The 18,826-nt window shown below is 62.3% G+C and carries 19 protein-coding genes and 2 riboswitches; of the genes, 11 read left to right on the top strand and 8 right to left on the bottom strand.

The window, feature by feature from the left end:
* Positions 1-29: 29 nt before the first annotated feature.
* From C8D04_RS03920 to C8D04_RS03905, 4 genes are all read right to left on the bottom strand, one after another.
* Positions 30-941 carry a pseudouridine synthase gene (locus C8D04_RS03920; RefSeq protein ID WP_116003683.1) on the bottom strand — a complete coding sequence of 304 codons (912 nt, stop codon included), beginning with the start codon at positions 939-941 and terminating at the stop codon, positions 30-32.
* Between the two features lie 56 nt (positions 942-997).
* On the bottom strand, positions 998-2,317 hold the full coding sequence (locus tag C8D04_RS03915; protein ID WP_165829117.1) for an HD domain-containing phosphohydrolase: 1,320 nt from the start codon (positions 2,315-2,317) through the stop codon (positions 998-1,000).
* 112 nt (positions 2,318-2,429) lie between these two features.
* Positions 2,430-3,068: a 3-oxoacid CoA-transferase subunit B gene (locus tag C8D04_RS03910; RefSeq protein WP_116003682.1), complete on the bottom strand. Its 639-nt coding sequence runs from the start codon at positions 3,066-3,068 to the stop codon at positions 2,430-2,432.
* Positions 3,069-3,134: 66 nt separating this feature from the next.
* Positions 3,135-3,836, bottom strand: a complete 702-nt coding sequence (locus tag C8D04_RS03905; RefSeq protein ID WP_116003681.1) for a CoA transferase subunit A — start codon at positions 3,834-3,836, stop codon at positions 3,135-3,137.
* Between the two features lie 77 nt (positions 3,837-3,913).
* Here C8D04_RS03905 and C8D04_RS03900 point away from each other — a divergent pair, with 77 nt between their 5' ends.
* A complete protein-coding gene (locus C8D04_RS03900) occupies positions 3,914-4,456 on the top strand; it encodes a PAS and helix-turn-helix domain-containing protein (RefSeq protein WP_116003680.1) in 543 nt (180 codons plus the stop codon).
* Positions 4,457-4,557: 101 nt separating this feature from the next.
* On the opposite strand, the gene pcaC is transcribed toward C8D04_RS03900, so the two are convergent.
* Positions 4,558-4,950 (bottom strand): 4-carboxymuconolactone decarboxylase, encoded by a 393-nt coding sequence (gene pcaC, locus C8D04_RS03895; RefSeq protein ID WP_116003679.1) that lies wholly within the window; start codon positions 4,948-4,950, stop codon positions 4,558-4,560.
* A gap of 202 nt (positions 4,951-5,152) precedes the next feature.
* On the opposite strand from pcaC, the gene C8D04_RS03890 reads away from it, so the two are divergent.
* The gene (locus C8D04_RS03890; protein ID WP_116003678.1) at positions 5,153-6,592 is read left to right on the top strand and encodes a catalase; all 1,440 of its coding nucleotides are present in this window, start codon (positions 5,153-5,155) and stop codon (positions 6,590-6,592) included.
* A gap of 107 nt (positions 6,593-6,699) precedes the next feature.
* Positions 6,700-7,287, top strand: a complete 588-nt coding sequence (locus tag C8D04_RS03885) for a peroxidase-related enzyme (protein WP_116003677.1) — start codon at positions 6,700-6,702, stop codon at positions 7,285-7,287.
* Between the two features lie 101 nt (positions 7,288-7,388).
* On the opposite strand, the gene C8D04_RS03880 is transcribed toward C8D04_RS03885, so the two are convergent.
* Both C8D04_RS03880 and C8D04_RS03875 read right to left on the bottom strand, forming a co-directional pair.
* Positions 7,389-7,811, bottom strand: coding sequence for an acyl-CoA thioesterase (locus C8D04_RS03880; RefSeq protein WP_116003676.1), 423 nt, complete (start codon positions 7,809-7,811; stop codon positions 7,389-7,391).
* A 21-nt stretch (positions 7,812-7,832) separates the two neighbouring features.
* Positions 7,833-8,615: an SDR family oxidoreductase gene (locus C8D04_RS03875; RefSeq protein WP_116003675.1), complete on the bottom strand. Its 783-nt coding sequence runs from the start codon at positions 8,613-8,615 to the stop codon at positions 7,833-7,835.
* Positions 8,616-8,756: 141 nt separating this feature from the next.
* On the opposite strand from C8D04_RS03875, the gene C8D04_RS03870 reads away from it, so the two are divergent.
* From C8D04_RS03870 to C8D04_RS03855, 4 genes are all read left to right on the top strand, one after another.
* Positions 8,757-10,457, top strand: a complete 1,701-nt coding sequence (locus tag C8D04_RS03870) for an electron transfer flavoprotein-ubiquinone oxidoreductase (protein ID WP_116006000.1) — start codon at positions 8,757-8,759, stop codon at positions 10,455-10,457.
* A 221-nt stretch (positions 10,458-10,678) separates the two neighbouring features.
* Positions 10,679-11,647 (top strand): ABC transporter substrate-binding protein, encoded by a 969-nt coding sequence (locus tag C8D04_RS03865; protein WP_116003674.1) that lies wholly within the window; start codon positions 10,679-10,681, stop codon positions 11,645-11,647.
* 102 nt (positions 11,648-11,749) lie between these two features.
* Positions 11,750-12,634 (top strand): ABC transporter permease, encoded by an 885-nt coding sequence (locus tag C8D04_RS03860; protein WP_116005999.1) that lies wholly within the window; start codon positions 11,750-11,752, stop codon positions 12,632-12,634.
* 85 nt (positions 12,635-12,719) lie between these two features.
* Positions 12,720-13,514, top strand: coding sequence for an ABC transporter ATP-binding protein (locus C8D04_RS03855; protein ID WP_116003673.1), 795 nt, complete (start codon positions 12,720-12,722; stop codon positions 13,512-13,514).
* 118 nt (positions 13,515-13,632) lie between these two features.
* On the opposite strand, the gene C8D04_RS03850 is transcribed toward C8D04_RS03855, so the two are convergent.
* On the bottom strand, positions 13,633-14,091 hold the full coding sequence (locus C8D04_RS03850) for an Lrp/AsnC family transcriptional regulator (protein ID WP_116003672.1): 459 nt from the start codon (positions 14,089-14,091) through the stop codon (positions 13,633-13,635).
* 369 nt (positions 14,092-14,460) lie between these two features.
* Here C8D04_RS03850 and C8D04_RS03845 point away from each other — a divergent pair, with 369 nt between their 5' ends.
* The 4 genes from C8D04_RS03845 to gcvT all read left to right on the top strand — a co-directional run bounded on the left by C8D04_RS03845 (position 14,461) and on the right by gcvT (position 18,731).
* Positions 14,461-15,432, top strand: a complete 972-nt coding sequence (locus C8D04_RS03845) for a TRAP transporter substrate-binding protein (protein ID WP_116003671.1) — start codon at positions 14,461-14,463, stop codon at positions 15,430-15,432.
* Positions 15,433-15,535: 103 nt separating this feature from the next.
* On the top strand, positions 15,536-16,030 hold the full coding sequence (locus C8D04_RS03840; protein ID WP_116003670.1) for a TRAP transporter small permease: 495 nt from the start codon (positions 15,536-15,538) through the stop codon (positions 16,028-16,030).
* Positions 16,027-17,304: a TRAP transporter large permease gene (locus tag C8D04_RS03835; RefSeq protein WP_116003669.1), complete on the top strand. Its 1,278-nt coding sequence runs from the start codon at positions 16,027-16,029 to the stop codon at positions 17,302-17,304. Before C8D04_RS03840 ends, C8D04_RS03835 begins: the two co-directional genes overlap by 4 nt.
* Before the next feature lie 6 nt (positions 17,305-17,310).
* A riboswitch (glycine riboswitch) is annotated at positions 17,311-17,415 on the top strand.
* Positions 17,416-17,432: 17 nt separating this feature from the next.
* Positions 17,433-17,554, top strand: a riboswitch (glycine riboswitch).
* A gap of 46 nt (positions 17,555-17,600) precedes the next feature.
* A complete protein-coding gene (gene gcvT / locus C8D04_RS03830) occupies positions 17,601-18,731 on the top strand; it encodes a glycine cleavage system aminomethyltransferase GcvT (RefSeq protein ID WP_116003668.1) in 1,131 nt (376 codons plus the stop codon).
* The last annotated feature ends 95 nt before the right edge of the window (positions 18,732-18,826 follow it).

Here is an 18,826-nt window from a genome sequence, read left to right as displayed (position 1 = left end):
ATCCACTCCCCCTCGTTTTTCCAGGCTGCTCAGCCCAGCGGCGGCAGGCGGCGTGCGCTTTCAAAATGGCGGCGCTCACCGGTCAGCGGGTCGGTAAATTCCAGCGATTGCGCCAGCAACTGCAGCGGCCTTGAATAGTCACCCTCGGGCGGGTCATTGACCACCGGGTACAAGGCGTCGTTGCGCAGCGGCAAGCCCAGCGCCGCCATGTGCACGCGCAGCTGGTGGCGTTTTCCCGTGATGGGCGAGAGGCGGTAGCGCGCCCAGCCACCGGCCACCTCCAGCACGTCCATGCGGGTATGGGTATTGGGCGTACCGGGCACCTCGTGCATGCGAAAGAACTGTGGGCTCTCTTGCATGCGGCTCTTGTGCTCACGCGGAAATGCCACTTCGTCACGCCACGGTGCCACGGCTTCGTATTGCTTGGTGATTTGCCGGCCGCTGAACAATGCGTGGTACAGCCCGCGCGTGGGGCGCTGCACCGAAAACAGCACCAGCCCCGCTGTTTCACGGTCGATGCGGTGCAAGGGGACGAGGTCCTCCAGCCCCAGGCGATGCTTGAGCCGCACCAGCAGTGTCTGGTGCAGGTAGTGGCCCGAAGGCGTGACGGGCATGAAGTGCGGCTTGTCGGCTACCAGCAGATGCTCATCCTGGTACAGCACGGTCTCTTCAAACGGCAACTGCGGCTCGGCGGGCAGACTGCGGTAGTAATACAGCCGAAGGCCAGGCTCGAACACACGCGCGGGCGTGACCACCTCGCCGCGCTCGTCCACCACGTCGCCGGCTTCCAGGCGAGCCTGCCATTCGGTGCGGGTCACATACGGCAAGCGTTGTGCCAGAAAATCCAAAATGCGGCCCTGCCCCACCGGAGGGAGCGCCACGCAGCTGGGGCCTACCCCGTTGCGCAGGGGTAAAACAGGAAAAGGGTGGTTTTTGTGCATGGTGTCGCAGAAATGCGCTGCGCCCCGCAGGCACTGCCCAGAACACGAATACGCGCTTATGCGGCGATAGCGCCGCGTGCCTGGGCACGCACCCAGTCGCACCACCGCGCCACGGCCTGGTCCGCCGGTTGCGGCCCCTCCAGCACACCGGGCCATCGGCGCTGGCAGCTGTTGACGATGCTTTCGAGCTGCCACAGCGCCTCACGCACCACAAAAGCCACTTCGGCCAGCCCCTCGGCGTCGCCTTGCAATTGTTCGATGAGTTGCACCTGGTGGTTCGGGTGGGCACCGGCCTCGGTCAAGGCTTTTTGCAGCGCCTTCAGCCGCCCTTCGACAAAGGCCGCCGGGCTGTCTTTGTCCAGCAGTGCTGCGCCTTGCGCGGCCTTGGCACCGTCCCATTGTTCGAAAGCCTGCATCAGCGCACGGGCCATGGCATTGATGTGTTCGCCCGTGGGCAGCGCCTGGCTGCGGTCCTGGTCCAGCTCATCTTGCAGCACGGGCAGCACGTGGGCCACCAACTCAGCAGGAAACTTGCGGTGGTTCAGACGCAGCGCCAGCGACAGTTGCTGCGCGGGCATATCGATGGCTTTTTCGTAGAAAGCCGCCACCATTTCAGCCAGCATGAGGATGCGGCCCAGGGTCGATATCTGCGCCCCTGCCAGACCCCGTGGGTAGCCCGTGCCATCCATGCGTTCATGGTGCTCCAATACGGCTTCTTCCACCGCGCGGCTGTACACCTGGGCATCGCGCACCATCAGCATGGCGGTGATGGGATGGGCCACCAGCTGTCGGCGCTCCACACCAGACACCTTGTTCTGCGGATCGCGCCATTCGGGGGCCATGTGCAGCACCCCCATATCGTGCAGCAGCCCTGCGGCGGCCAGCGGAACGCAGTCGCGTTCGCTCATGCCGCATTTAATGCCCAGAAACAGTGCCACCAACATCATCTGCAGACTGTGGCGAAAGAGTTCGGGACGCTGCTCGCGCATCACGGTGAGCTTGAAAGCGATGGGTCCGGTCAACGGTAAAAATCGCAAAGGCGCCAGCAGACGATCGTGCGAACCCAGCGCCTTCACCAACCGCTGCAAGGGTTGCTGCTGGCACATGGCCCGCGCTGTCTCCAGCAGCGCATCCACGCTGACCACATTCTCGACCGAGAGGTTTTGATCAATCGGCTCACGCAGCTTGTGCTGCACCAGCCGGTCGTACAGGCGGCTGTCAATGCGTGCGCCCTTCTCCACCAGCTTGATGCCATTGGCGCTGTAGATCGCGTCCTGCGTCACCACAGCGCAACGCTCGGCCATGTCGGTGACGGCACGCAGGAAATTGGGGTTTTCAGTGGCGCGGGCACCAGCCTCAAGCAGGGTGTCGGTCATGGGCAGCAAGAGCGAAAAGACAAAGCATATACATATACAGCCCACGCTCAGCTGACAGCAGACAAAAGGCCCGCATTTGCGGGCCTTCTTGATGCAAATCAATGTTGCGGGATCACTGGATCAGCGGTACGCCCGTCTTGGACTGCAGGAACTCAAACGTCACGCCGGGCGCCAACTCCAGCACCTTCACGCCCTGGGGGGTGATGTCCATCACGGCCAGGTCGGTGATGATGCGGTCCACCACGCCCACGCCCGTCAGTGGCAGCGTGCAGCTGGGCAGGATCTTCATGTCTTCGGCCCCGTCCTTCTTGCGCGCCACATGTTCCATGAGCACGATCACGCGCTTGACGCCTGCCACCAGGTCCATGGCACCGCCCATGCCCTTGACCATCTTGCCCGGAATCATCCAGTTCGCCAGGTCGCCCTTTTCGCTGACCTGCATGGCGCCCAGAATGGACAGGTTGATCTTGCCGCCACGGATCATGGCAAAGCTCTCATGGCTGCCAAAGATGGACGAGCCGGGAATGGTGGTGACCGTCTGCTTGCCCGCGTTGATGAGGTCGGCGTCCACGGCGTCCTCGGTGGGGAACGGGCCAATGCCCAGCATGCCGTTCTCGGACTGCAGCCACACTTCCTTGTCACCGGTGAAATTGGCCACCAATGTGGGAATGCCAATGCCGAGGTTCACATAAAAACCGTCTTCGAGTTCCTGTGCGGCACGCGCCGCCATCTGGTCTTGGGTCCATGGCATGGTCGATCTCTCCTGTATGTTGGAAACAGCGCTGGCCGCTGCGCGGCTGCGGGCTGTCCCGCAAAGTTATTTGGCTTCGGTGATGGTGCGCTTTTCAATGCGCTTTTCGGGGTTCGGGTTGTGCACGATGCGGTGCACATAGATGCCGGGCAAATGCACCTGGTCGGGCACCATCTCGCCGGTTTCGACAATCTCTTCCACTTCCACGATACAGACCTTGCCCGCCATGGCTGCCGCTGGATTGAAGTTGCGCGCCGTCAGGCGGAACTGCAGGTTGCCCGACTTGTCGGCGCGGTGCGCCTTCACCAGCGCCACCTCGGGCACCAGCGCGCGCTCCATCACGTAGGTTTCGCCATCGAACTCGCGCAGCTCTTTGCCCTCGGCCACGATGGTGCCCACACCCGTCTTGGTGAAGAAGGCAGGGATGCCCGCGCCACCGGCGCGCAGTTTTTCGGCCAGCGTACCCTGGGGCGTAAATTCAAGTTCCAGTTCACCAGCGAGAAACTGGCGCTCAAACTCCTTGTTCTCACCCACATAGGACGAGATCATTTTCTTGATCTGACGGGTCTCGAGCAGCTTGCCCAGACCAAAGCCGTCCACCCCCGCGTTGTTGGAAACCACGGTGAGGTTCTTGACACCCGAATCGCGCAGCGCGTCGATCAGAGCCTCCGGAATACCGCACAGGCCAAATCCACCCACGGCCATGAGTTGGCCGTCTGCGACCACGCCCGCAAGCGCCTCGGCCGCCGAGGGAAATAATTTGTTCACGAAGGTCTCCTCAACAAGATTAGGTACGCTACGATACTACTTAGATTTATAAGTAGTTTTCCCTAAATATTTGCACTATGGACGTTGACTACAGACTCGCATTCGAAATGGCTCCCGTGGGCATGATCCTGTCGCGCAACCGGGCGATGGTGGACTGCAATCGCCATGTCTGTGAGATGTTCGGTTTCTCGCGCGAGTTGCTGCTCGGCCAGTCTTTCCAGATGCTTTACCCCAGCCCGGAAGAGTACGAACGCCTGGGCGCCCACATGGCGCCCATCCTCAACACCAAGGGGCTGTACGCGGACAGCCGCATCATGAAACGCGCCAATGGCGAGATGTTCTGGTGCCATGTTTCGGGGCGTGCACTCAACCGAGAAGCGCCCCACGAATCGGGCATCTGGAGCTTTGAAGACTTGAGTTCACAGCGCCCAGTGAAGGCCGAACTGACCGGGCGCGAGCGCGAGGTGGCCGCACGCCTGCTGCAAGGCCTGACCTCCAAGGAAATTGGCCGTGCCCTGGAGATCAGCCACCGCACGGTGGAAATCTACCGCGCACGGCTGATGCGCAAATACGGCGCATCCACCGCTGCCGATCTGGTGCACAAGCTGATCACGGGTTAGCGCGGCCAACAAAACTCTTCCGGCGTCGTTGCCGCGTCTTGTCGTACTGCTCGTACTGCCTGCGGCACAGCGCCTGGCCAGAACCGCTTCGCTGAGTTTTGTTACCCGCTTTGAGTCGGCGACTCCACCACGTCGGCGGCCGCGCGAAATGCATCGACCGCCAGTGGAACACCACAGTAAATCGCGGCGTGCAGCAGCACCTCCTGGATTTCGGCCACGCTAGCGCCGTTGTTCATCGCGCCGCGCACATGGCCTTTGAGCTCATGGCCCCGACCCAAAGCGGTCAGCATGGCCACCGTGACCAGGCTGCGCGTCTTGCGGTCGAGCACACCGCGCTGCCACACATCACCCCAGGCCGCACGGGTGATGTGCTCCTGCAAGGGCTCCGTAAATTCCGTCATGCCAGCAAAGGCGCGGGCCACAAAGTCCTCTCCCATCACCTCCCTGCGGGTCGCCAGCCCTTTGTCGAACATCGCTTGCTGCGCTGCGTCCATCTGCTTTCTCCTTCAAAAATGTGAACCTGCCTTGCCCATGGCCTGCACCAAGACTATGAGCGACTTGGGGAAATACTATGGCTGCAGGCTTGCAAAGCCCATAGAAAAAGAAAACAATAAATTATGACTCGATAGCAATTGACTCATCCCGCAATCCTGCGGAACCCGGGCGGATTGCGCCACACCACGAAAGGGAATTGCCATGTCCAAACTGACCACCGCCGCCGGCGCACCCGTGCCCGACAACCAGAACGTGATGACTGCAGGCCCGCGCGGCCCCATGCTGCTGCAAGATGTGTGGCACCTCGAAAAACTCGCGCACTTTGCCCGCGAAGTAATCCCCGAGCGGCGCATGCATGCCAAGGGCTCGGGCGCGTTTGGCCACTTCACCGTCACACACGACATTACGCGCTACAGCAAGGCCAAGGTCTTCTCGGCCATCGGCAAGAAAACGCCGCTGGCCATGCGGTTTTCCACCGTCGCCGGCGAGCGCGGCGCGGCCGACGCCGAGCGCGACATCCGTGGTTTTGCCATGAAGTTCTATACCGAAGAAGGCAACTGGGACCTGGTGGGCAACAACACCCCCGTGTTCTTCCTGCGCGACCCGCTCAAGTTTCCCGACCTGAACCGGGCCGTCAAGCGCGACCCGCGCACCAACATGCGCAGCGCCGAGAACAACTGGGACTTCTGGACCCTGCTGCCCGAAGCGCTGCACCAGGTCACCATCGTGATGAGCGACCGCGGTATCCCGAAGTCGTACCGCCACATGCACGGCTTTGGCAGCCACACGTTCAGCCTGCTCAATGCGCAAAACGAGCGCTTCTGGGTCAAGTTCCACCTGGTCACGCAGCAAGGCATTGAGAACCTGACCGACGCCGAGGCCGCTGAGCTCGTGGGCCGCGACCGCGAAAGCTCGCAATCCGACCTGCTGAACGCCATCGACAACGGCGACTTTCCACGCTGGAACCTGAAGATCCAGGTCATGCCCGAGAAAGATGCTGCCCACTACCCTATCAACCCGTTCGATTTGACCAAGGTCTGGCCGCACGGCGACTACCCGCTGATCGACGTGGGCGTGCTCGAACTCAACCGCAATGCCGAGAACTACTTTGCCGAGATCGAGCAGCTCGCCTTCAACCCGGCCAACGTCGTGCCCGGCATCAGTTTCTCACCCGACAAGATGCTGCAGTCCCGCTTGTTCAACTACGGCGACGCGCAGCGCTACCGCCTGGGTGTCAACCACCATCAGATCCCGGTGAACGCGCCGAAATGCCCGTTCCACAGCAACCACCGCGATGGCCAGATGCGCGTGGACAGCAACAACGGTGCCGAGGTGGGCTACGAGCCCAACAGCAAGGGCGCACTGCAGGAGCAGCCTGATTTTTCCGAGCCACCGCTGTTGCTCGAAGGTGCTGCCAGCCGCTGGAATCACCGCGAAGACACCGACTACTTCTCGCAACCCGGCAATCTGTTCCGTCTGATGACCCCAGCGCAGCAGCAGGTGCTGTTCGAGAACACGGCACGCTCGGTCGGTGGTGCCTCAGAAGCCATCCAGCAGCGCCATATCGCGCACTGCACCCAGGCCGACCCTGCCTACGGCGCAGGAGTGGCGAAGGCATTGGCAGCGCTCAAAGCAGGCTGATCCACCGCCCATGCTGACCCCAACGCCCGGCCTGTGCCGGGCGTTTTTCATGGCATAAGGTCTGCGCACGTATCATTCATCGCCCCCATGAAACCGAGGAGAACCCCATGAGCGCACGCTACCCCGTTCCCGATCTCAATACCCTGCCTGAAGACATCCAAGCCAAAGTGCTGGCAGTGCAGGAAAAGGCCGGCTTCATCCCCAACGTATTTCTGGGGTTTGCCCGCCGCCCGGCCGAATGGCGCGCCTTCTTTGCCTACCACGACGCGCTGATGGAGCCCGAAAGCGCCGGCCGCACCAGCAACCTCACCAAGGGCGACCGCGAAATGATCGTCACCACCACCAGCGCCGCCAACAAGTGCCTGTACTGCGTGGTGGCGCACGGCGCCATTTTGCGTATCTATGAGAAAAAGCCGTTCGTGGCCGACCAGGTGGCGGTCAACCACCGCAAGGCCGACATCACCCCGCGCCAACGCGCCATGCTCGACTTTGCAATGAAAGTCTGCCAACAGTCGCATGAGATCAGCGACGCCGATTTCGAGCCGCTGCACACGCATGGCTTTGACGACGAAGACATCTGGGACATCGCCGCCATTACCGCATTTTTTGGCCTCAGCAACCGCATGGCCAGCTTTGCCGGCATGCAGCCCAACCCCGAGTTCTACCTGATGGGACGGGTGCCACGGCAGAAGTGAAACTCCTGTATTGATAGCTGCCAGCGCCCACTGGGTAAGCGCTAGAGGCTAATTGAGCTTGAATTTATAGTAACGCTGCGCTTGCCCGCCGCAAGTGCGCTTCAGGCCGTCACCAGCGCCCGCATCCAGTCCGGCAGGGTCATGGCTTTTTGCTGCGGAAAGTCCACCCAGATGGTGGTGGCCCCACCTGCGGCGTACACCACGCCCGGCTGGTCGCTGCGCTCCAGCGTGCACCAGGCTTCGAACGTGGTGCGCCCGGGGTCGCTCACATACATCTTTGCCAGCACATCGCCGGGGTATTCCAGCTGCTTGTAGAAATTGCAAAAGGCGTTGACGATCACCGGCCCCTGGCCCTGCGGATCGGGGTTGCAGCCCACGGCACGCATCCACTCGATACGCACCGTTTCCATGTAGCGGAAATACACGGTGTTGTTCACGTGTCCCATGGCATCCATGTCACCCCAGCGGATGGGGAGACTCATCTCAAACACCAGCTTCTTTTTCTCGGGAATTTCAATCTTCACAACCAGCGCCTCCCGCAAAAATCACACTGCAAAACCATCGTCCGCAGCAATGACCGCGCCGTTGATGAAGTGGCTCTGGTCGCTGGCCAGCATGACGATGAGGGCGTCGAGATCCTGCGGCTGCCCGACGCGCTTGCGCGGCAGCATGGCGATCAACTTTTGGCCCTGCTCGGTACGCCAGTGGTCGTGATTGATCTCGGTGTCGATGTAGCCCGGGCACAGGGCGTTGGTATTGATGCCAAAGCGCCCCCATTCCAGCGCCATGGCCTTGGTCATTTGCACCACCGCTGCTTTGCTCATGCAGTAGGCACCGATCTGCGGCAGCACCTTCAGACCCGCCATCGAGGCGATGTTGATGATGCGCCCGCCAGTAAAGCTGCCGGGTGCGGCGCCGCGCGAGCGGGCCAGCATGCGCTTGCCCACTTCCTGCGCCACAAAGAAGGCACCCTTCACGTTGGTGTCGAAGATGAAGTCATAGTCGTCGGGTGTCACGTCCTGGATGCGCTGCGTGGTGCTCACGCCCGAGTTGTTGACCAGGATGTCGATGGAGCCCATTTCAGTCTCGGCATGTGCCACGGCAGATTTGATGGAGTCATGGTCGGTCACATCCAGCTCCACCACATGCGCGTCGCCGCCCTCACCCTCGATGCGCGCGCGCAGTTCCTTGAGCTTTTCAATGCGGCGGCTGGCGAGCACCACACCGGCACCGGCACGGGCCAGGGTTCGGGCAAACTGTGCGCCCAGGCCGCTGGAAGCCCCGGTAACAAACGCCACACGTCCGGACAAATCGATGCTGTAGGCCATTTAGAGTCTCTCCACTGAACAAAAAAGAACGGTCGTTCGATTGTCCATATTCCGTGAATACAATCAGTCGCACGACGGACAGGGATTACGGCCCCTGTTTGTAGAAAATCATCCCATTATCAAATGCCCGACGAGAAGCACATGACAAACGAAGAAATCCTCGCTCAATTTGGTCCGCGCGAAGCCATGGAATACGACGTGGTGGTCGTGGGCGGTGGCCCCGGCGGCCTGGCCACGGCCATCCGCCTCAAGCAGCTGGCGGCTGAACGCGGCCAGGATGTCTCGGTCGTGGTGCTGGAGAAAGGCTCCGAGCCCGGCGCGCACATCCTCTCAGGCGCCATCATGGACCCCAAGGCTTTGACCGAGCTGATTCCTGACTGGAAAGAGCGCGGCGCGCCTTTGAACCAGCCAGTGACCGAAGACGCCTACATGTTCCTGAGCGAGCGCTCGGGCTTTCGTGTGCCCAACATGGTGCTGCCCCCGTTTGCGCACAACCACGGCAACTACATCGTCAGCCTGGGCAACGTCAGCAAATGGATGGCCGAGCAGGCCGAGGCCCTGGGCGTGGAAATCTTCCCCGGTTTTGCCGCCGCCGAGGTGCTCTACAACGAACAAGGCGCCGTCAAGGGCGTGGCCACCGGCAACATGGGCGTGGGCAAGGAAGGTGAACCCACGGGCGACTTCCAGCTGGGCATGGAACTGCACGCCAAGTACACCGTGTTTGCCGAAGGCGCGCGCGGCCACCTGGGCAAGCAGTTGATCGCACGCTACAAGCTCGATGAAAACCGCGACCCCCAAAGCTTTGGCATCGGCATCAAGGAGCTATGGGAAATCGACCCGTCCCGCCACCAGCCCGGCTTTGTCATGCACTCCGCCGGCTGGCCCATGGACAGCAGCACCTATGGCGGCGCCTTCATGTACCACATGGAGGACAACAAGGTGGCTGTGGGTTTTGTCACCGGCCTGGGCTACACCAACCCCTACCTGAGCCCGTTCGAAGAATTCCAGCGCTGGAAGACGCACCCCAACGTCCGCTACTACTTCGAAAACGCCCAGGGCGAAATCACGGCCAAGCGCCTGTCGTATGGCGCGCGCGCCATCAACGCCAGCGGCATCAACTCGCTCCCCAAGACAGTGTTCCCGGGCGGTGCGCTGGTGGGCTGCAATGCCGGCTACCTGAACGTCAGCCGCATCAAGGGCAGCCACGCAGCCATCAAGACCGGCAAGCTGGCCGCCGAAGCCGCGTTTGATGCCATCGTGGCCGGTCGCCAGCACGACGAACTGAGCGCCTACCCCAAGGCTTTCGAGGCCAGCTGGCTGCACACCGAGCTGAACAAAGACCGCAACTTCAAGAACTGGTTCAAATACGGCCTGACCACGGCCACGCTGATGAACGGTTTCGAGCATTTCGTGCTGCGCGGCCATATTCCATGGACGCTGCACCGCGACAAGCCCGACCACGCCTACCTCAAGCCGGCCAGCGAGTGCAAGCCCATCGTCTACCCCAAGCCCGACGGCAAGCTCACCTTCGACCGGCTCTCGAGCGTGTTCATCAGCAACACCAACCACGCTGAAAACCAGCCTTCGCACCTCACGCTCAAGGATGCCAGCGTGCCGGTCCAGATCAACCTGGCAAAGTACGCCGGGCCCGAAGCCCGCTATTGCCCCGCTGGTGTGTACGAGTTCGTGCCCGACGAAGCCAAGGGCGGCAACGCGCAGCGCCTGCAGATCAACGCGCAGAACTGCGTGCACTGCAAGACCTGCGACATCAAGGACCCGACGCAGAACATCGTGTGGGTCACGCCCGAGGGGGGCGGGGGACCGAACTACTCGGGCATGTAAAAAACCATAGCGCTTTGCGCAATAGGGGCCTGCGTTGCAGGCCCTTTTTTATGCAGAAATGACCGCAGCAGATAACGCCGAGTGCTTACAACAGCACAGAGCCCCCCAAGACCAGGGCAATGCTGCGCTGCAGTAGACTTCCCCACGAGGCCCGGCGACCCTCCTGCGCCGGCCTTCTTTACGACAAACAGGAAACAACGATAGCAAGGTTGGAGATAGCAATGAAGCAAATGTCTTGGGCACCCCTGGGCGCATTGGCCCTGGCTGTGATGGCGGTGGTAGCACCCGCCCATGCCCAGCAGAAATCGGTCGCCGTGACGGCCATCGTCGAACACCCCGCGCTGGACGCCGTGCGCGATGGCGTGCAGGCCGCTCTCAAGGATGCGGGCTTCGAGTCGGGCAAGAACCTGAAGTGGCAGTACCAGAGCGCCCAAGGCAACACCGGCACGGCCGCGCAGATCGCGCGTAAGTTCGTGGGGGACAAGCCCGATGCCATCGTCGCCATCGCCACGCCCTCGGCACAGGCCGTGATCGCCTCTACCAAGTCCGTGCCCGTGGTGTTCTCGGCCGTGACCGACCCCGTCGCCGCCAAGCTGGTGCCCAACTGGGAAGCATCAAAGAACAACGTGACCGGCGTGTCCGACCTGCTGGCGCTGGACAAGCAGATGGACCTGGTCAAGCAGGTCGTGCCCAACGCCAAGCGCGTGGGCATGGTCTACAACCCCGGTGAAGCCAACTCGGTGGTCGTGGTCAAGCAGATGAAGGAGCTCCTGCCCAAGCTGGGCATGACGCTGGTCGAAGCGGCCGCGCCGCGCTCGGTCGACGTGGGCAGCGCCGCGCGCAGCCTGATCGGCAAGGTCGACGTGATCTACACCAACACCGACAACAACGTGGTCTCGGCCTATGAAGCGCTGGTCAAGGTCGGCCAGGAAGCCAAGATCCCGCTGGTGGCTTCGGACACCGACAGCGTCAAGCGCGGCGCCATTGCCGCTTTTGGCATCAACTACCGCGACCTGGGCGAGCAAACCGGCCGCATGGTGGCGCGCATCTTGAAGGGCGAAAAGCCCGGCGACATCAAGCCCGAAGTGAGTACCAAGATGGAACTCTTCGTGAACCCCGGCGCCGCCGAAAAGCAGGGCGTGAAGCTGTCTGACGCGCTGATCAAATCAGCGGCCCAGGTCGTTCAGTAATCCATTGACCGCACCCAGGGGCTGCAACCTTTGCAAAGCCCCGCTGCAGGAGCCATGCACCGCGTGGCTCCTGCTTTCTTTTCACCCACTGCCCTGCTGCCCATGTCTCTCTTTTCCTTGCTTGGCGCCATTGAAATCGGCCTGATTTTCAGCCTGGTGGCGCTGGGCGTGTTCATTTCGTTCAGGCTGCTGCGCTTTCCCGACCTGACCGTGGACGGCAGCTTTCCGCTCGGTGGCGCCGTCTGCGCCATCCTGATCTCCCACGGCACCAACCCCTACCTGGCCACCCTGGCCGCCATGGCCGCCGCTGCCGCCGCAGGCCTGCTCACGGGCTGGCTCAACGTTCGGCTCAAGATCATGGACCTGCTGGCCAGCATCCTGGTGATGATCGCGCTGTACTCGATCAACCTGCGCATCATGGGCGGGCCCAACGTGCCGCTGATCAATGACACCACCCTGTTCACCCTGCTGCAGCCCGAGGGCATGGAAGACTATGTGGCGCGCCCCCTGCTGCTGGCCGTCATCGTCATCGCCGCCAAGCTGGCACTCGACTGGTTCTTCGCCACCGAGCGGGGCCTGGCGATCCGCGCCACCGGCTCCAACGCGCGCATGGCGCGCTCGCAGGGCGTGAACACCGGCGCCATGGTGCTGCTGGGCATGGCCGTGTCCAACGCCCTGGTGGGCCTGGCCGGCGCGCTGTTTGCCCAGACGCAGGGCGGCTCCGACATTTCCATGGGCATCGGCACCATCGTCATCGGCCTGGCTGCCGTCATTGTGGGCGAGAGCATCCTGCCCTCGCGCCGCCTGATCTACGCCACGCTGGCCGTCGTCATCGGCGCCATCGTCTACCGCTTCTTCATCGCGCTGGCGCTCAACAGCGACTTCATCGGCCTCAAGGCGCAAGACCTGAACCTGGTCACCGCCGTGCTCGTCACCATCGCGCTGATCATCCCGCAGATCAAGCGCAAGCTGGCCAAACGCCGCTGAAATGAAGCACATCCCCCTGAGTAACCGTCTTCAAAGTCAAGTCCTATGAAGCGAAGCCCCACGGGCAAAGAATAGGAAACGCACCATGCTGAGCGCCCAAAACCTCGAAATCACCTTCAACCCCGGCACACCAATAGAAACGCGCGCCTTGCGCGGCATGTCGCTGAACATTCCCGCCGGGCAATTCGTCACCGTGATCGGCTCCAACGGTGCCGGCAAGTCCACCTTTCTCAACGCCATCTCGGGCGACCTGGGCGTGGACAGCGGGACCATCACCATCGACGGCATGGACGTGACGCGCCAGCCCGTGTGGGCGCGCGCATCGCGCGTGGCGCGTGTGTTCCAGGACCCCATGGCCGGCACCTGCGAAGACCTCACCATCGAGGAAAACATGGCCCTGGCGCAGCAGCGCGGCACGCTGCGCGGCCTGCGCAGCGCCGTCAAGGCCGCGCTGCGCGAGACCTTCCGCGCGCGCCTGGCCACGCTCGGCCTGGGACTGGAAAACCGCCTCACCGACCGCATCGGCCTGCTCTCGGGCGGCCAGCGCCAGGCCGTGAGTCTGCTGATGGCGGCGCTGCAGCCCTCACGCATCCTGCTGCTTGACGAACACACCGCCGCGCTCGACCCGCGCACCGCCGACTTCGTGCTGCAGCTGACCTCGCGCATCGTCGCCGAGAACCAGCTCACCACCATGATGGTCACGCACAGCATGCGCCAGGCCCTCGACGTGGGCGAACGCACCGTCATGCTGCACCAGGGCCAGGTGGTGCTCGACGTATCGGGCGAGGAGCGCAAGCGCCTGGACGTGCCCGACCTGCTCAGGATGTTCGAAAAAGTGCGCGGCGAAAAGCTCGCCGATGACGCCCTGCTGCTGGGCTGAACCCGTGGCTCCCTTCTGCGGTCTGTCCCGGGGCTGCAGGTTGATCTTAAATATCTAAATTAATAGCTGCTGACGCTTTACCAGCAAGCGCTAGAGGCCGATTAGGCCTCAAACAGGTTCAATCAGAGAACAGCGGCAGGTCGGCTTTTTTGAGCGTGCGCAGCACGAAGCTGGAGCGGCTGTGGCGTATGCCCTTGATCTTGTAGAGCTTCTCGCGCAGCAGGCGCTCGTAGTCACGCGTGTCCTTGACCACGATGCGCAGCAGGTAGTCGTAGTCGCCCGAGACCAGGTGCGCCTCGATCACCTCGGGAATACTGGCCAGGGTTTCGCCAAACTTCTCCAGCGTGTTGTCGGAATGGCTGTCGAGCGTGACCTGCACCAGCACCGTGTCGGCCAGGTCCAGCGACTGTGGATTGATCCGCACCGTGTAGCCCTGGATGACACCGGCCTCCTCCATCTTCTTGATGCGCCCCCAGCACGGCGACGGGCTCAGGCCCACGGCCTGGCCGATCTCTTGCAGGCTGGCGCGTGCATTGCCCTGCAGCACAGCGAGAATTTTTCTATCCAGTCGATCCATCGGCCTGATTATTCAGCAAAACCTATATTTGCAGAAAAATATTCTGCAAATATGCGCGAATGGCCCGATTTCAGCAAATTCATCTTCGCCCCACGGCGCATACTTCTTACATCAAGGCGCTCTTACCGGAGTGCACGAACTGACAAGGCCCCGGCTGGTTATCGCCAGCACGGGGCCCTTGGCATTTCGGGGCCGGGCGCGCAGCCAAGAACCCTGCGCCTTGCAGACAGGTTTCTGCAAGTTAATAAGCACGCTTACCGCATAAACCCCGATGCCCGCCGCGATGCTGCAGCACCATAATTTGCGAGAAGCAGGAGCGCATTCGCCCCTCTGACCCCAAGCGATCGCCCACCATCCACAGGAGACACCATGCAACTGACCAAACTCGTCGTCGGCCTGAGCCTTGCGCTCGGCTTTGTGGCCGCCGCTGCCGCGCAGACCACCATGCGCATCAGTATCTCGACCGCGCAGAACTCGCACCAGGGTGTCGCCATCGACGTCTTTGCCAAGGAAGTGGAAAAACGCACCGGCGGTCGCTACAAGGTACAGACCTTCTACAACGGCGCCCTGGGCGGCGAGCGCGAGTCGATCGAGGCGGTGCAGTTGGGCACGCAGGAGCTGGCTTTCAGCTCCACCGGCCCGGTGCCCAACTTCGTGCCGGAGGCCAAAATCCTCGACGTGCCCTTCCTGTTCCGCGACAAGGCGCACGCACGCGCCGTGCTTGACGGCCCCATCGGCCAGGAAATGCTGACCAAGTTCGACGCCAAGGGCTTCAAGGCGCTGGCCTGGGCGGAAAACGGTTTCCGCCACATGACCAACAGCAAGCGTGATGTGAACACGCCCGAAGACCTCAAGGGCCTGAAGATGCGCACCATGGAGAACCCGGTGCACATCGCCGCCTACAAGGGTTTTGGCATCATCACCACCCCCATGGCCTTCCCGGAAGTGTTCACCGCGCTGCAGCAGGGCACGGTCGATGGGCAAGAGAACCCACTGCCGGTCATCATCTCGGCCAAGTTCGACCAGGTACAAAAGCACCTCACGCTGACCGGGCACGTGTATTCGCCCTGCATCTTCCTGATGAACAAGGCGTCATTCGACAAGCTCTCGGCGGCCGACAAGCAGGCCTTCCTCGATGCAGCCAAGGAAGGCACGAAAGCGAACCGCGCGCGCGTGGACGAGGACGATTCCAAGGGCGTGGCCGATCTGCGCGCCAAGGGCATGACCGTGATCGACAACATCGACAAAGCCAAGTTTGTCGCTGCACTGGCGCCCGTGAACGCCGAGTTTGAAAAGCAGTTCGGCAAGGCCAACCTGGACAAAATCCGCAACTACAAGTGATTTAGCTACATTTATTGTAGCAATTAGCGCCCGTATCTATTAAGATAACGGGCGTTTTCATTTGAAATCACGACACCGACTGCGAACCTGGCGACTGCGCCCCATGAAAACCGCCTTCCTGACCTTTGAGCGCTGGACCAGTGCCCTTTCCCTGTGGTGTGCCTGCGCCATGCTGGTCCTGGCGGCTGCGCTGGGCATGTTCCAGATCATCATGCGCTTCGTGCTGGAGCAGCCGGCCGAGTGGACCGAGGTACTGATCCGCTTCAGCCTGATCTGGATGGTGTTTCTGGCCATCCCCACGGCCTTCCGCCAAGGAGCCATGGTGAGTGTGGATGTGCTTTACCGCTGGAGCCCGCCGCGCCTGCGCCGTGTGCTCGATGGTGTGGTGGCGCTGGCAGCGCTCATGCTCATTGCCATCATCGTGTGGTGGGGCTGGGACTACGCATTGCGCGGCCGCGTGCAGACCATGGCGGGCCTGGAGTCGCTGTCGATGTTCTGGGCCTATGTGGCACTCCCGGTGGGTGGCGTATTCAGCGCCCTGGGCATTGTGGGCAACCTGATCGACCCGCGCCGCATGGAATTGGAGACCGCGCAATGAGCGTTGTCATGATCTCCACCATGGTGCTGTGCTTTGCGCTCACCATCTCCGTTGCGGTGTCGATTGGACTGGCATCCATCCTCGGCATCCAGGCGTCCAACGCCCACATGCTCATCTCCGTCAAGGAGATGTTTGGCGCCATCAACAAGTTTCCGTTGGCGGCCATTCCGTTTTTCATCCTGGCCGGTAACCTGATGGAAGCAGGCGGCATCTCACGCCGACTGGTCGAGTTTGCCAAAAGCCTGGTCGGCGGTGTGCAAGGCGGCTTGCCCATGACCTGCGTGCTCACGTGCATGATTTTTGCCGCCGTTTCGGGCTCGTCGGTGGCCACCACCTTTGCCATTGGAGCCATCCTGATCCCGGCGCTCATCAAGCACGGCTACCCGACCAGCTATGCCGCCGCCCTGCAGGCCACCAGCGCCGAGCTGGGCGTGATCATCCCGCCGTCGATTCCGCTCATCCTGTACGGCGTGAGCGCCGAGGTGTCGATCGGCGAGCTGTTCATCGCCGGTTTTGGCCCAGGCCTCTTGATCAGCGGCGCGCTGATGCTGTTCGTCTGGGCGTATTGCAAGTGGAAGGGCTGGGGCAAGAACGATGGCGAAGGCCGCATGCCGCTGGGCCGCGCCACGCTGCAGGCGGGCTGGGCACTCTTCATGCCCGTCATCATCCTGGGCGGCATCTACGGCGGCGTTTTCACGCCCACCGAGGCCTCGGCCGTGGCGGTGTTCTATGCGCTGGTGGTGGGGGTGTTGATTTACCGGGAAATCGGCATCAAAAGCCTGGCGGCCGTGCTGCGGCGTTCGGTCATTTCGTCTTCGGTGATCATGTTCATCATCGCCAACGCGGGCCTGTTTGCCTTTCTCATCACCCGCGCGGGCGTCCCCGACGCCATTGGTCATTGGCTCGAAGCGGTGCTGCAGTCACCTGCGCTGTTTCTGCTGGGCGTGAACGCGGCGCTGTTCTTCATCGGCATGTTTATCGAGACCAGCGCAGCCATCATTGTGCTGGCGCCCATCCTGGCGCCCGTGGCCCAGCATTTTGGTGTGGACCCGGTGCATTTCGGCCTGATCATGGTGGTGAACCTGGCGCTGGGCATGGTTACGCCGCCCTTTGGCGTGAACCTGTTTGCTGCATGCACCGTGGCACGCATCTCGCTGGACCGCATCGTCGGGAGCCTGCTGCCGTTCGTGCTGGTGATCCTGGGCTGCCTGCTGCTCATCACGTACTTTCCGTCGATTTCGCTGAGTTTGCGCGATATCGTCTATGCAAAATAGGTAGAATTCGCCCGGTCAGGAGAGAGCGCCCCGCACTTCACCACGAAGCACGAGCGGCGCCGCCGAAGGCGCAGGCCCCCGCCGAACGCTCAGGCAAAAGGACTGACAAACGCCCGCAACGATGCCGGCGTACCCTAGCTGGAGAGAGATGTCCGCGCCCCAGGTGCAGGCCATCCACCGAAGGAGCAAACCGCACGGCCAGCCAGGGCGTTGCGGCGAATCTCTCAGGTAAAGCGGACAGCAGGCAAATCCCGCAGCCCCATGGGCTGTGGCCCCTATTTGCCCCGGAGTCCGCCATGTCTGCCACCGCCCCCCTGCTCACCACGCCGCTCAACGCACTGCACATCGAACTGGGCGCCCGCATGGTGCCGTTTGCCGGTTATTCCATGCCCGTGCAATACCCCGCAGGCCTGATGGCCGAGCATCTGCACACCCGCCAGGCCGCGGGCCTGTTCGATGTGTCGCACATGGGCCAGCTGCACCTGGTGGGGCGCGATGCCGCTGCCGCATTCGAGACCCTGATGCCGGTGGACGTGATCGACCTGCCCGTGGGCAAACAGCGCTACGGCCTGCTGCTCAATGACGAGGGCGGCATCATCGACGACCTGATGTTCTTCAACAAAGGCAATGGCGAGATCTTCGTCATCGTCAACGGCGCCTGCAAGGTGGGCGACATTGCCCACCTCCAGGAACGCATCGGCATGCGCTGCCAGGTGGTCCCCATGCCCGACCACGCCCTGCTCGCCCTGCAAGGCCCGCAGGCCGCCACGGCATTGGCCCGCCTGGCACCCGGCGTGGAGCAACTGGTGTTCATGACGGGGGGCAACTTCACCATTGCAGGCTGCACCTGCTTTGTCACCCGCAGCGGCTACACCGGCGAGGACGGCTTTGAAATCTCCGTGCCCGCCACGCAGGCTGAAACCCTGGCCCGCGCCCTGCTGGCGCAACCCGAGGTCAAGCCCATTGGCCTGGGCGCACGCAACTCGCTGCGCCTGGAGGCGGGGCTGTGCCTGTATGGCAACGACATGGACACCACCACCACCCCCGTGGAAGCAGGCTTGAACTGGGCCATACAAAAAGTGCGGCGCACCGGCGGCGCACGCGCCGGGGGCTTCCCGGGTGCCGACAAGGTGCTGGCGCAACTGGACAACCCCGCCAGCCTCACGCGCAAGCGCGTCGGCCTGGTCGCTACTGAGCGCGTGCCAGTGCGCGAGCCCGCCGTACTGGAAAACATGGACGGCCAGGAGATCGGCCAGGTGACCAGTGGGCTGCTGAGTCCTTCGCTCAATCAACCCATAGCCATCGCTTACGTCGGCCCGGACTACACCGCGACAGGAACCGAGATTTTTGCCATGGTGCGCGGCAAGCCCGTGCCCATGAAGGTCAGCACCACACCTTTCGTTCCCACACGCTATTACCGCGGCTGACCACCAGGTCATTCCGTTTTTCAATCAATCGAATACGCGAAGCCGACAAAGTCATCGTTTGATTTAGAAATGGAATAAGCAGCGGCTACATTCCC

The sequence above is a fragment of the Simplicispira sp. 125 genome (genome assembly GCF_003096555.1).
Taxonomy (GTDB): domain Bacteria; phylum Pseudomonadota; class Gammaproteobacteria; order Burkholderiales; family Burkholderiaceae_C; genus Simplicispira.
Note: the sequence above shows the minus strand (reverse complement) of the source record. Positions and strands in the feature narration are given on the sequence as shown.

Bases quoted from the DNA above. Each gene is read 5' to 3' on its own strand.
- C8D04_RS03845 (WP_116003671.1), top strand. From the start codon at position 14,461: ATGCAACTGACCAAACTCGTCGTCGGCCTGAGCCTTGCGCTCGGCTTT.
- C8D04_RS03875 (WP_116003675.1), bottom strand. From the start codon at position 8,615: ATGGCCTACAGCATCGATTTGTCCGGACGTGTGGCGTTTGTTACCGGG.
- C8D04_RS03860 (WP_116005999.1), top strand. From the start codon at position 11,750: ATGTCTCTCTTTTCCTTGCTTGGCGCCATTGAAATCGGCCTGATTTTC.
- C8D04_RS03890 (WP_116003678.1), top strand. From the start codon at position 5,153: ATGTCCAAACTGACCACCGCCGCCGGCGCACCCGTGCCCGACAACCAG.
- C8D04_RS03855 (WP_116003673.1), top strand. From the start codon at position 12,720: ATGCTGAGCGCCCAAAACCTCGAAATCACCTTCAACCCCGGCACACCA.
- C8D04_RS03920 (WP_116003683.1), bottom strand. From the start codon at position 941: ATGCACAAAAACCACCCTTTTCCTGTTTTACCCCTGCGCAACGGGGTA.
- gcvT (WP_116003668.1), top strand. From the start codon at position 17,601: ATGTCTGCCACCGCCCCCCTGCTCACCACGCCGCTCAACGCACTGCAC.
- C8D04_RS03915 (WP_165829117.1), bottom strand. From the start codon at position 2,317: ATGACCGACACCCTGCTTGAGGCTGGTGCCCGCGCCACTGAAAACCCC.
- C8D04_RS03840 (WP_116003670.1), top strand. From the start codon at position 15,536: ATGAAAACCGCCTTCCTGACCTTTGAGCGCTGGACCAGTGCCCTTTCC.
- C8D04_RS03865 (WP_116003674.1), top strand. From the start codon at position 10,679: ATGAAGCAAATGTCTTGGGCACCCCTGGGCGCATTGGCCCTGGCTGTG.
- C8D04_RS03885 (WP_116003677.1), top strand. From the start codon at position 6,700: ATGAGCGCACGCTACCCCGTTCCCGATCTCAATACCCTGCCTGAAGAC.
- C8D04_RS03900 (WP_116003680.1), top strand. From the start codon at position 3,914: ATGGACGTTGACTACAGACTCGCATTCGAAATGGCTCCCGTGGGCATG.
- pcaC (WP_116003679.1), bottom strand. From the start codon at position 4,950: ATGGACGCAGCGCAGCAAGCGATGTTCGACAAAGGGCTGGCGACCCGC.
- C8D04_RS03910 (WP_116003682.1), bottom strand. From the start codon at position 3,068: ATGCCATGGACCCAAGACCAGATGGCGGCGCGTGCCGCACAGGAACTC.
- C8D04_RS03870 (WP_116006000.1), top strand. From the start codon at position 8,757: ATGACAAACGAAGAAATCCTCGCTCAATTTGGTCCGCGCGAAGCCATG.
- C8D04_RS03835 (WP_116003669.1), top strand. From the start codon at position 16,027: ATGAGCGTTGTCATGATCTCCACCATGGTGCTGTGCTTTGCGCTCACC.
- C8D04_RS03850 (WP_116003672.1), bottom strand. From the start codon at position 14,091: ATGGATCGACTGGATAGAAAAATTCTCGCTGTGCTGCAGGGCAATGCA.